The organism is Clostridium sp. YIM B02551 (genome assembly GCF_022324735.1).
In the GTDB taxonomy this organism is placed as follows: Bacteria; Bacillota; Clostridia; order Clostridiales; family Clostridiaceae; genus Clostridium_T; species Clostridium_T paridis.
Genome location: NZ_JAKGTF010000004.1, coordinates 143,011 through 155,424, shown reverse-complemented (window position 1 = coordinate 155,424; position 12,414 = coordinate 143,011). Strand labels below are relative to the sequence as shown.

The 12,414-nt window shown below is 28.8% G+C and carries 9 protein-coding genes; 7 read left to right on the top strand and 2 right to left on the bottom strand.

The features are described from left to right. Positions 1 to 56: 56 nt before the first annotated feature. From L1S47_RS06510 to L1S47_RS06500, 3 genes are all read left to right on the top strand, one after another. Positions 57 to 1,949 carry a bifunctional 4-hydroxy-3-methylbut-2-enyl diphosphate reductase/30S ribosomal protein S1 gene (locus tag L1S47_RS06510; RefSeq protein WP_238882656.1) on the top strand — a complete coding sequence of 631 codons (1,893 nt, stop codon included), beginning with the start codon at positions 57 to 59 and terminating at the stop codon, positions 1,947 to 1,949. A 110-nt stretch (positions 1,950 to 2,059) separates the two neighbouring features. After that, a complete protein-coding gene (locus tag L1S47_RS06505; RefSeq protein WP_238882654.1) occupies positions 2,060 to 3,052 on the top strand; it encodes a hypothetical protein in 993 nt (330 codons plus the stop codon). Positions 3,053 to 3,102: 50 nt separating this feature from the next. Beyond that, a complete protein-coding gene (locus L1S47_RS06500; RefSeq protein ID WP_238882653.1) occupies positions 3,103 to 3,939 on the top strand; it encodes a GNAT family N-acetyltransferase in 837 nt (278 codons plus the stop codon). 28 nt (positions 3,940 to 3,967) lie between these two features. On the opposite strand, the gene L1S47_RS06495 is transcribed toward L1S47_RS06500, so the two are convergent. Both L1S47_RS06495 and L1S47_RS06490 read right to left on the bottom strand, forming a co-directional pair. Then, entirely contained in the window at positions 3,968 to 4,888 is a 921-nt protein-coding gene (locus tag L1S47_RS06495; protein ID WP_238882652.1) for a hypothetical protein, read from the bottom strand. 243 nt (positions 4,889 to 5,131) lie between these two features. Next, a complete protein-coding gene (locus L1S47_RS06490) occupies positions 5,132 to 5,296 on the bottom strand; it encodes a hypothetical protein (protein ID WP_202766616.1) in 165 nt (54 codons plus the stop codon). A gap of 179 nt (positions 5,297 to 5,475) precedes the next feature. Here L1S47_RS06490 and miaB point away from each other — a divergent pair, with 179 nt between their 5' ends. The 4 genes from miaB to miaA all read left to right on the top strand — a co-directional run bounded on the left by miaB (position 5,476) and on the right by miaA (position 12,402). After that, positions 5,476 to 6,810, top strand: a complete 1,335-nt coding sequence (gene miaB / locus L1S47_RS06485) for a tRNA (N6-isopentenyl adenosine(37)-C2)-methylthiotransferase MiaB (RefSeq protein ID WP_238882651.1) — start codon at positions 5,476 to 5,478, stop codon at positions 6,808 to 6,810. A 98-nt stretch (positions 6,811 to 6,908) separates the two neighbouring features. After that, positions 6,909 to 9,548: a DNA mismatch repair protein MutS gene (mutS, locus tag L1S47_RS06480; RefSeq protein ID WP_238882649.1), complete on the top strand. Its 2,640-nt coding sequence runs from the start codon at positions 6,909 to 6,911 to the stop codon at positions 9,546 to 9,548. A gap of 22 nt (positions 9,549 to 9,570) precedes the next feature. Further along, positions 9,571 to 11,466 (top strand): DNA mismatch repair endonuclease MutL, encoded by a 1,896-nt coding sequence (gene mutL, locus L1S47_RS06475; RefSeq protein ID WP_238882647.1) that lies wholly within the window; start codon positions 9,571 to 9,573, stop codon positions 11,464 to 11,466. A 9-nt stretch (positions 11,467 to 11,475) separates the two neighbouring features. After that, entirely contained in the window at positions 11,476 to 12,402 is a 927-nt protein-coding gene (miaA, locus tag L1S47_RS06470) for a tRNA (adenosine(37)-N6)-dimethylallyltransferase MiaA (RefSeq protein WP_238882645.1), read from the top strand. The last annotated feature ends 12 nt before the right edge of the window (positions 12,403 to 12,414 follow it).

Sequence of the window (12,414 nt, the reverse complement as noted above, 5' to 3'; positions counted from 1 at the left end):
GAACTAATTATAAATATATTATTTTAGATTTATACTCTATTTATAAAGGTGATAGAATGAGAAAAGTAATTTTAGCAGAAAATGCAGGATTCTGCTTTGGTGTAAAAAGAGCAGTTGATGAAGCACTTAAGAATAAAGAAGTGTTTAATAAGAAAATATATACTTTAGGACCACTTATTCATAATAATGATGTGGTTGAAATGCTTGAAAGCAATGATATTCATGCTGTTAATTTTGATGATATTTCTTCATTGTCAAAGGATGATGTTGTAGTAATTAGATCACATGGAGTATCAAAGAAAGTATATGATGAACTAGAAAATAGAGGACTTACAATAATAAATGCTACATGTCCCTTTGTTACTAATATTCAAAAAAAGGCTAAAAAATATAGTGATGATGGATATAGAATAGTTATCATGGGAGACGAAAAGCATCCGGAAGTTGTAGGCATAAATGGTTGGTGCGATAATAAGGCAATCATAACTAAAAATGGAGATATTGATGAGTCTAATCTTGAAAAAGTTTGCTTAGTCTCACAGACTACTGAAAAAAAAGAAAACTGGGAAAAAACTTTAAATAATATTAGCAATAGGTCAAAGGAAGTACTTTCTTTTAATACCATTTGTTCAGCTACAGATGTAAGACAAAAAAGTGCCGATGAAATCTCTAAACAAGTTCAAGTAATGCTAGTTATCGGTGGTAAGAATAGTTCTAACACAACAAAATTGTATGAGATTTGCAAGAAGAATTGTGATAGAACATACTATGTTGAAAATGCTAAGGAAATCCCCTTAGATTTAATTAATGATAAAGAGATAGAGTTAGTTGGAGTAACTGCTGGAGCATCTACTCCTGACTGGGTAATTAAGGAGGTAATTAATATTATGGAAAACAACAACTCAGAAGTTAATCAATTAGATTTGATGAATGAAATGGATAGAAAATTAACTATTGGTGAAGTTATAAGTGTTGAAGTATTAAAAGTTGATTTTGATGCTGCATATGTAGCTATTCCAGGATATAAGTTAGATGGTAAAATTCCTAAGAGTGAATTTACTTTTGATAAATCAGAAGATATATTAGAAGTAGTAAAAGTTGGAGATGAAATAAAAGCTAAGGTTTTAAGTTATAACTTTGAAGGTTATGTTCTATTATCAAGAAAAGAAATTCAAAGAGAAGAAGCCTTAGAGGAATTAAAAGATGCTAAAGAAACTGAAAAGACATTAGATATTGAAATAACTGATGCAGCTAGAGGTGGATTAGTAGCATATTATAAGGGTGTAAGAATATTTATACCTCAATCACAAATATCAGTTGCTTTTGTAAAAGACCCAGCTAGTTATGTTGGAAAAGTATTAAATGTAAAGATACTAAACCTAGAAGAAGGTAATGTAATTGCTTCTAGCAGAATTATTGAAGAAGCTGCTAAAAACGAAAGAGAAGATGCTGCATGGGGCTCTATAAATGAAGGTGATGTATTAAAGGTTAAGGTGTTAAGATTTGCAGAGTTTGGTGCTTTTGTAGATGTTAAAGGTCTAGATGGATTAATTCCACTATCACTTATGAGTTATGGCAAAGTTTCAAAGCCACAAGAGCTTTTAAAGCTTGGAGAAGAAGTTGAAGCTAAAATAATAGCATTAAATAGAGAAGATAATAAACTAACATTAAGTATCAAAGATTTACTAGAAGATCCATGGATTAACATAGAAGAAAAATATCCAGAAGGAACTATAGTAGTTGGTAAAGTAGTAAGAATAGCTGATTTTGGTGCTTTTGTAGAATTAGAAAAAGGAGTAGATGGATTACTACACATTTCTCAAATTTCTAGAAAGAAGATAAACCATCCATCAGAAGTACTAAAAGTTAATGATGTTGTTAAAGCTAAAATATTAAGCGTTGACAGCGAGAAAAAGAAAATTGGATTAAGTTCAAAGGTTATAGACTAATAGTTTAAGTGTATATTAAAGAGTTCTTTCATTAAGAAAGAACTCTTTTGTTATTATACGAGAATTTATTGAATATATTTAATTAGTAATAATATTTTAGGAGGAATTTTATGGAGCACATCATTCAAAGAGTATTATTAAATTATAATATCATTGGATATAATGCAATTAAGAATGGGAAGTGTTACATAATTGATTGTGGAGAAGATAAATTTATTTTAAATTCCCATAGAAGAAATAAAAAAGGTATTAAGGAATTATTTCAGTTTAAAGAAGATATATACAACAATGGTTTTAGGAAAACTTCACGTGTAGTTAAAAGTAACAATGGAAATAGTTATATAATAACAAAAGATAGAATTTATTATTTAACTACTTATATTGAGAATGAGAACAAAATGGAACTTGCTCAGTTTTACAAATCAACTATGCAAGTACTCAGAAATTTTCATAGGTGTACTAAAGAATTACACCCTGAAAAATACAGATTAAAAAGAGAATATGGAAAAACAATAGATAAATATATTAGAAGGTTAGTTTTCCTTGTTAACTTGAAGCAAGAATTAAATATGAAAATTATTAAAGCTCCATTAGATTCTAAGGTTTATGATATATTAAATGCTTACGATAATATATTTGAAAAATGTTTATTAATATTAAGAAGTGTAGTACCTAAAAGTTCTGAAAAACTACTTAGATATAAATTTTGTATTTCTAATTTAGGATTAGATAACTTTGGAGAAGTTGAAGGGAAGATATTGCTTAGAGATATACCTAAAATTAAGCAATCCTACTATCTTACTGATTTAGGTTCATTATTAAATAGCATAGAAAATAGCTCTTCTATTAAATGGAGTTATAGTTTTTTTGAAGAGTTAGTTAAAACTTATAATAAAGAAGAAGCCTTTATTGACGAAGAAATTTATTTGCTTTATTGCTTTACCATATTCCCCTATAGGCTATATGAAATTTGTAAAGGTATATATAAAAAGCAAAATACAAGCAACATAAATATATTAAGAAATGAATTTGATTATTTAATAGAAGTAAAAGAAAATCTTGATTTATGGATTAAAAAATTCGAGGAAAAGTATAATATGTAGATTTAATATATGGTATAATAATTATATTTTGATGGAGAGATGTGGTTAATATGAAGATCAAAAAAGTTAGAAAATTTGATTTGAATCTTATAAAAGAAATATCAGATGAAGCAATAGAAATGAATCCATTAAATGAAGATTTTGAGGAAGCATATACTAAAGCAAATATATTGGATAAATTAGTGCTTAGAACTAATCTAAAGGTATATAGCTATGAAGATAAACTAGGTATGATATGGAAAGAAAATTTAAGAGATGATTATGTGAATTTGCGTAGCTTATACTTTCAAGATGGTTTTGAAGAGTTTCCTCTAAATGAGTTTAAATCTAATAAATTCTATTCCTTTGAAACAACTGCGACTGAAGGTAATACAGAGCTATTAAATAAGATAGGTTTTCAAATTTCAGATGAGAGCATCGTTCTCCTTAAAAAATTAGGAAAAGTTGATTTCATAAAAGCTGAGGATGTGGAGTTTAAAGTAGTCCAAAATAATGCAGACATAAAGAAACGAGCAGAGATACAAAATTCTATCTTTAAGGATGTAAATAGAGCTGATTTAAAGGTAGCAGATATAGTTAATGATATGAAGCAGTCTTATTATATTGATGATTTGTCTATTTTGATTATGCATAAAGGTGTCTCAATAGGATATGGACAAGTAATATATTTGAATAAACAGTATCTTGTAGTTAATTTTGGAATAATCGATGGGTATAGGAAAAAAGGCTACGGAAGAATACTTTTAAATAGGATAATAGCTACATGTACTGAGAAAAATATAAAGGATTTATATATTAGAGTTTCTGAAAAAAATATTCCAGCAGTAAACCTATATAATTCAGTGGGTTTTAATTATTATAATAAAGTTATTGGGTGGATTAGATAAAAAGAGATAGGATAGTTCCTATCTCTTTCTATTTCTTTTCTATTTTTGGCAAAACACTTTTTGCATCACCTTTTAATTGAAAGAATAAAATTAAAAAACCTATCAATGAAATAAATAGACTTAATTTTACGTTTAATCTAAACATTGTGGCTAGTCCAGAAATACCAAATAGTCCTATTAAGTCACTATATTCTATAGTGGTCCCATGCTGTAGCATCATAATTTCAACAACCATGAGTTGAGAAATTATTACTGAAATAAATGTACAACCAGCAATTATCCATCTTGTAGCACGACCTAATTTACCTTTAAAAAAATAATAAGCTTTTAATAAGCCAACGCTTAAGAAAAAAGAAAAAATTGCAGCTAAATTATCATCTAAATACACTTGAGCCAAACTCCAAAGTATGGAGATTATAATGCCACCTATTAACGCACCGATTGTTCCTCTAAAATAGTTTTTATCTTCTGATTCATATTCTCTTGCTGCCGTTTGGAGCATTTGGACCTCTTGGGTGTAACATTCACTGTGTGCTGAATACATTATATTTTCAAAGTAAATAGTTTCATTTGCATTATCATGACCACAGAATATGCAGCATTCCTTACCTTTTATTCCTAAAGAGTTTAAAAGATTAGTTAATTCAAGTAATAAATTATTCATAGTTTCAATTTTAGTGCGTCTATAATTCTCTTTAAATTTTATAATTAACACATCATGGTCGAATAAAAAACTGCTAATTTTTAATAGCTTTTTATTATTAGCTAAATGATTTAAAACCGGGCTCTTACTTTCTTCATTAATGGATGGTAATGGACAAATAAAAATTTTCACTCCTTGTCCAGAAATTACAGTAAATAAGTAGTTGTTCTCTTCTCCTGATGCTATGTTTTTTTCGAATTTCCAACCTTTTAGTGAAGCAAATTCTTTAAGTTTTGAAAGTGCCATTTAATTATATCTCCTTAAAGTATAAAATTTATCATATATTTTAATATATAGACAGTGTACATTTTTTAAAACCAAACAAGATAATCAATTGAAAAATATAACAATATTACTGTTACATCGTTCTATATTACTATTGTATAAAAAAAATATATCATTTTACAAGTATTGGCAATTATAGAATTATAAAAAAGCCTATGGAATTTCACATCCTATAGGCTTATTAGTTAGAAAATATACTGGGGATTATAACAAATCATCAGTTGGTACGTAGGAAGTTTTAGTACCTAGTACAGATGATGTTAGCTTATCATTAAAATATCCCCTATCACTTATGTCACGCTTTTTATCCTTTGTATTTTCTGGATTAACATACTTATCTGGATGATCTGTTACTTTAGCATCATACATACTATCACTCCTTTTATGATAGTATTCTTCTTTTTTATATTTTTTATGAATAATTTATACATCAATTTTATTAAACTCTTTCAAAATCTCTCTAAATTATATATAATTATTTAATGAACAAAATTTATAATCGAAAGATTAAAGGATAAACCTTGAATTATTTTATAAGGAGTGTAAAGATGTTACAAAATACAGAATTAAAATACTATATTGAAACTTGGGGTTGCCAAATGAATGAGGAGGACTCTGAAAAACTGTCTGGAATGCTTAAAAGAATTGGCTATTCTAATACTGAGGTAAGAGAAGAAGCTGACATTATTATATTTAACACATGTTGTGTAAGAGAAAATGCTGAAAATAAAGTTTTCGGTAATCTTGGACTATTAAAAGCAATGAAGGAAAAGAAACCAAACTTAATAATAGCTATATGTGGTTGTATGATGCAGCAAAAAGGTATGGCAGATAAGGTACTTAAGACCTTCCCATATGTAGACATAATATTTGGAACTCATAATTCATATAAGTTCCCTGAGTATTTAGATATGGTACAAAAAGAAGGAGTTCAAATTAAGGAAATCATAAATAAGGAAGAAGGAATTGTAGAAGGTCTTCCTATAGATAGAAAAAGTGACGTAAAAGCTTTCGTAACTATTATGTATGGATGTAATAATTTCTGTACTTATTGTATAGTTCCTTATGTTAGAGGAAGAGAAAGAAGTAGAAAAGTTGATGATATACTTAAGGAAGTTATGGAATTAGTTAGCTTAGGCTATAAAGAAGTAACTTTACTTGGACAAAATGTTAACTCCTACGGAAAAGATTTAGGGGATGATATGTCTTTCGCAAAATTATTAAGAGTAGTAAATGAAGTTGAAGGGTTAGAAAGAATAAGATTTATGACATCTCATCCTAAAGATTTAAATGATGATGTAATTCAAGCAGTAAAAGAATGTGATAAGTTATGTGAGCAAATTCACTTACCAGTTCAAAGTGGATCTTCAAGAGTTTTAAAGGAAATGAATAGAAGCTACACTAAAGAACAATATATAGAACTTGCTAAGAAGATAAGAAACGAAATACCAGGAGTTTCAATATCTACTGATATTATTATAGGCTTCCCAGGAGAAACAGAAGAAGACTTCTTAGATACATTAGATTTAGTTAAGGAAGTTGAGTACGATTCTGCATTTACGTTCATATATTCTAGAAGAAATAACACACCAGCTGATAGAATGGAAAATCAAATTTCTGAAGAAGTAAAACATGAGAGATTTAATAGACTAGTTAAGCAGGTAAATGAGATTGTTGAAAAGAGAAATAAGGAATATAATGGAGAAGTAGTAGAAGTTCTTGTAGAAGGTAAGAGTAAAAATCAAGAAGAAAGATTAATGGGAAGAACAAGAAACGGAAGACTTGTTAATTTTGAAGGTAGTCAAGAAAATATAGGCAAGCTTGTAAATGTAAAAATAACAAAAGCTGGATCATTTTCACTTACTGGAGAAGAGTATAAATAAATTTATAACTAAGGAATTCTAAGTTGAGTATAAGCTTACTTAGAATTCCTATAATAAAAGCTCTTTCATAGGGCTTTTATATTTATTAGGAGGTTTGTATGGGATTAACTCCAATGATGCAACAATATTTTGAGATAAAAGAGAATTATAAAGATTGCATTCTGTTTTTTAGACTTGGGGATTTTTATGAAATGTTTTTCCAAGATGCTGAAATTGCTTCAAAAGAATTAGAATTAGTTCTTACAGGAAGAGATTGTGGTCTTGAAAATAGAGCTCCAATGTGTGGTATACCTTATCATGCATCTAGTAACTATATAGGTAGACTTATAACTAAAGGGTATAAAGTAGCTATATGCGAACAGGTTGAAGATCCTGCTTTAGCTAAAGGAATAGTTAAAAGAGATGTAATTAAGGTAATCACGCCTGGTACTTTTAATGATACAGCTTTTATTGATGACAGTAAAAATAATTATATAATGGCTCTATATTTTAATAATAATGAATTTGCACTATCTTCCTCTGATATATCTACGGGAGAATTTAAATGCACAAAGTTTTCTAATAACTTTGCGTTGGTGCAGGATGAAATAGCTAAATTTAAGCCTTCAGAGATAATAATAAATAAACTATTTGATGAGAGTTTTAGAAGTAATTTAACAGAGTCATATCAAGGATTGATTACTGTAAAAGATGAAGAATACTTTTCGGAAGATTTTACTGACTTTGATAACCAATTTAAGAATACTGAAACTAATGAATTAAATTCATTTATCAAGGTTTCAGCAAATGGATTAATAAAGTACATAAATGAAACTCAGAAGATTACGCTATCTAATATAACTTCTATTGAAATATATGAAATTGAAGATTATATGACATTAGATTCCTCTTCTAGAAGAAATTTAGAGCTTACTGAAAGCTTAAGGGAGAAGAATAAAAGGGGTTCCCTACTTTGGGTTTTAGACAAAACTAAAACAGCAATGGGTTCTAGAACCTTAAGACGTTTTATAGAGGAACCATTAATAAATAAAACTAGAATAGAAAGTAGATTAAAAGCAGTTCAGGAACTTACAGACTCCATTTCTATGCTAGAAGAACTTAGAGAAGCATTAGACTCTATTTACGATATAGAACGTATTATAGGAAAGATATCAAATAGAAATGTAACACCTAAGGATTTAATTAGTTTAAAACTATCCTTGAATAAGGTTCCGGAAATTAAGGAAATTATATCTAACTTTGATGCATTACTTTTCAAAGAGTATTATATGAAAATTGATGAATTAAATGATATTAAGGAACTTCTTGAGAGTGCTATCTTAGATGATCCATCTCTTACTATTAAAGAAGGTGGAATAATAAAAGATGGCTATGATGAAGAAATAGATAGATTGAAAAATGCTAAGCTTAGAGGTAAGGAATGGATTGCTTCCCTTGAGAATAATGAAAGAGAAGTAACTGGAATTAAATCCCTTAAGGTTGGTTATAATAAGGTATTCGGTTACTATATAGAAATAAGTAAAGCTAACTTTAGCTCTATTCCAGAAGGAAGATATATTAGAAAACAAACTCTTGCAAATGCTGAAAGATTTATAACAGATGAACTTAAGAAGATTGAAGATGATATTTTAGGTGCTGAAGATAAATTAGTGAATTTAGAATATCAAGCCTTCTGCGATATTAGAGATAAAGTAGATTTATCTATTGAGAGACTTAAAATAACAGCTAGAATTATTTCTGAACTTGATGTTTTAAGTACTTTTGGAAAGATATCTTTGGAAAATAATTATGTTAAGCCTTCTTTAAATGAAAAAGGAATAACAAACATTATTGAAGGAAGACATCCTGTAGTAGAAAAGGTTATTCCTTCAGGAGAGTTTATTTCAAATGATACTAAGCTTAATTCAGAAGATAATCAGCTTTTAATTATTACTGGACCAAACATGGCTGGTAAATCTACTTATATGAGGCAGGTAGCATTAATTACTCTTATGGCTCAAATAGGGTGCTTTGTTCCAGCTAAAGAAGCAAATATTGGTATATGTGATAAGATATTTACTAGAATTGGTGCATCTGATGATTTGGCTGGCGGAAAGTCTACCTTCATGGTTGAAATGTGGGAGGTTTCTAATATTCTTAAGAATACAACTTCTAATTCACTTGTACTTTTAGATGAAGTAGGAAGGGGTACCTCTACATATGATGGATTAAGTATTGCTTGGGCTGTTATAGAACACTTATCTAAAGGAAATATAAAGCCAAGAACTCTTTTTGCTACACATTACCATGAATTAACTCAGCTGGAGGATAAAATTTCAGGAGTTAAGAATTATTCTGTAGCAGTTAAAGAACTTCAAGATAATATTATATTCTTAAGAAAGATTATACCAGGTGGCGCTGACCAATCTTATGGCATTGAGGTTGCAAAGCTTGCTGGATTACCTAAGAATGTAATTGAGAGAGCTAAAGAAATTTTACTTAATTTAGAAAGTAATATGCAATCCAAAGAAGAAATCAGTATAAGTAGTAATAGTGAAATTACTAATAAAACAGCTAACCACGAGGTTAAACCAAAAGAAAAGGTTAAGAAAACTGAAACAATGCAGCTTGATTTTACTGCTATAGAAAAGGATAGTTTTATAAATGAAGTTGCTTCACTAGATGTTTTAAATATGACTCCAATGGATGCTATGAATAGACTCTATAAACTAATTAAGGATGCAAAGGAAATACTATAAATTAAATGTGAGGTGATGGGGATTGAAGAGAATAAATATTTTAGATGATAATACTTCAAATAAAATAGCAGCTGGAGAAGTAGTTGAGAGACCTTCCTCTGTGGTTAAGGAGCTAGTAGAAAACTCAATAGATGCTAATAGTAAGAATATTATAGTTGAGATAGAAAATGGCGGAGAAACTCTTATTAAAGTAATAGATGATGGTGATGGAATACATCCAGAAGATATTTCAAAAGCATTTCTTCCCCATGCAACTTCTAAGATTAAAACTGTTGAGGATATATATTCTATAAGTACATTAGGTTTTAGGGGGGAAGCTTTGCCATCAATTGCTTCAGTGTCTAAAACTCTTCTAAAATCTAAACCTAGGGATGTTGAAACAGGAAATGAGATATCTATAACGGGTGGTAATATTGATTATATTACTGAAAGTGGAGTTAATTATGGAACTACAATAGAAGTTAGAGATATATTTTATAATGTACCTGCTAGAAAGAAGTTTCTTAAATCCTCTTCTAGGGAAGCTGCGTTAATTAATGATATAATTACTAGAATTGCAATATCTAATCCTGATATATCATTTACATTAACTGCAAATGGTAAGAAGATGCTTAATACTTATGGTAATGGAAAGATAGAAGATGTAATTAGAAATATTTATGGGAAAACAATCTTAGAGAATGTGGCATATTTTCAAGGTGCTAATGATACCTTAACTATTCACGGATATATAGGTAGTGAAGAAATATCTAGAGGCAGTAGAAATAATCAAAGTATTTATATTAACGGAAGATATATTAAAAACAAAACTATTACAGCAGCTGTAGAAACTGCTTTTAAATCTTTTGCTACAGTTAATAAGTATCCATTTTTTATTATAAACGTAGAAACTTATCCTGAATTTGTAGATGTTAATATACATCCAACAAAAGCAGAAGTTAAATTTAAAGATGAGAGAGAATTATTTAAGATAATATTTGATACTGTACATAATAAGCTTAAAGAAAATGTTAGGTCATCCTTTATGGAGGATGAAATTAATAGAGATTCTGAAGAAAAGCTTGAAAATTTAAGTTTTTCACTAGAATATGAAAAGCAAGCAAATGCAGCAACAGAAAGAGCGTCATATTTTAAAAATACTTACTATGAAGAACCGAGTGCAATAGTTGAGGTTAAAATACCTGTTGATTTAAAAAATGATGTAGTAAAAGAAGAAGACAATGGTGATTTTAAGGAAATAATAGAAGATGTAAAGGAAGAGATAAATGAACCTCCATATTCTATAAATGAGGATACTTCAAAAGTTACTTATGAAAGTATAATTCCTAATGCGCCTAAAATACCTCCTCTTAATGTAATTGGTCAATTTAATAAAACTTATATCTTGTGTGAGTATGCTGACACATTATATGTAATTGATCAACATGCTGCGCATGAAAAATATCTTTTTGAAAAATACTATAAAGATATAAAAAATAGACATGTAGAAATTCAACCATTATTAATACCAAGTATAATTCAACTTACTTTAGATGATTATGTATATTATGAAGACAACATGGAAATATTTAAAAATGCAGGCTTTGTAATTGAACCTTTTGGTATTAACACAGTATCAGTTAAAGAGGTTCCATATTTCTTAGGTAAGCTTGATCCTAAAGGATTGTTTTTAAGTATTTTAGATAACTTAAAAAATCTTGGTACTGGTCAGACTGTTGAGGTAAAATACAATAGAATTGCCACTCTTTCATGTAAATCTGCAGTAAAAGCAAATAATGAATTAACTATTGAAGAAATGAAAAGCTTGGTTAATGATATGAGAGAGATGGAGGATCCCTATCATTGTCCTCATGGAAGACCAACAATCATTAAGTTAACTAATTATGAACTAGAAAAGCGATTTAGAAGAATAACCTAAGGAGTATATATGAATAATAAACTTTTAGTAATTGCAGGGCCAACAGCAGTAGGAAAGAGTGAGACTGCTGTAACTTTAGCAAAAAAATTAAATGGGGAAATAATATCAGCAGATTCAATGCAGATATATAAGTATATGGATATTGGATCAGCCAAAATTACTAAAGAAGAAATGGATGGTATTCCTCATTACATGATTGACTTTTTAGATCCAATGGAAGAATATACAGTTTCTGAATATAAAGATGCTGTTATTAATATAATTGAAGACATACACTCAAGAGGTAAGTTACCTATTATTGTTGGTGGGACAGGATTATATATAAATTCTATAATTTGTAACATGACCTTTGCAGAAGGGGAAAAGGATGAAGAGTATAGAGCTTATTTAAATGATTTAGCCGAACGTTATGGGAATGAGCATATACACAATATGCTAAAAGAAGTCGACAAAGTAAGCGCAGATACTATTCATCATAATAATAGAAAAAGAGTAATTAGAGCTTTAGAAGTCTTTCATCTAACTAAAAAACCTTTTTCTTCCTTTGATATGGGCGATAGCATTTATACATGTAAGTATGATTTAAATTATTATGTTTTAAATATGCCAAGGAATGAACTTTATTCTAGAATAAATCAAAGAGTGGATATAATGATGGATTTAGGTCTTTTAAAGGAAGTAGAGTATTTAAAAGCTATGGGTCTTAATGAGAATATGCAATCCATGAAGGGAATTGGATATAAAGAGTTATTTGAGTATTTAAATGATAAAGTCTCACTTGAGGATGCTATAGAGAGCATAAAGCAGGGCAGTAGAAATTATGCCAAAAGACAGCTTACATGGTTTAGAAAAGACCCAAGAGCTAAGTTTATTAATAGAGAAGAATTTAAGAATCAAGATGAAATTGTAACCAAAATAACTAATGACATTATGTAAAGTAAAGAGTAT

Excerpts from the sequence above, each read along its gene's own strand:
- L1S47_RS06510 (WP_238882656.1), top strand. The coding sequence starts at position 57 with ATGAGAAAAGTAATTTTAGCAGAAAATGCAGGATTCTGCTTTGGTGTA.
- L1S47_RS06505 (WP_238882654.1), top strand. The coding sequence starts at position 2,060 with ATGGAGCACATCATTCAAAGAGTATTATTAAATTATAATATCATTGGA.
- L1S47_RS06500 (WP_238882653.1), top strand. The coding sequence starts at position 3,103 with ATGAAGATCAAAAAAGTTAGAAAATTTGATTTGAATCTTATAAAAGAA.
- L1S47_RS06495 (WP_238882652.1), bottom strand. The coding sequence starts at position 4,888 with ATGGCACTTTCAAAACTTAAAGAATTTGCTTCACTAAAAGGTTGGAAA.
- L1S47_RS06490 (WP_202766616.1), bottom strand. The coding sequence starts at position 5,296 with ATGTATGATGCTAAAGTAACAGATCATCCAGATAAGTATGTTAATCCA.
- miaB (WP_238882651.1), top strand. The coding sequence starts at position 5,476 with ATGTTACAAAATACAGAATTAAAATACTATATTGAAACTTGGGGTTGC.
- mutS (WP_238882649.1), top strand. The coding sequence starts at position 6,909 with ATGGGATTAACTCCAATGATGCAACAATATTTTGAGATAAAAGAGAAT.
- miaA (WP_238882645.1), top strand. The coding sequence starts at position 11,476 with ATGAATAATAAACTTTTAGTAATTGCAGGGCCAACAGCAGTAGGAAAG.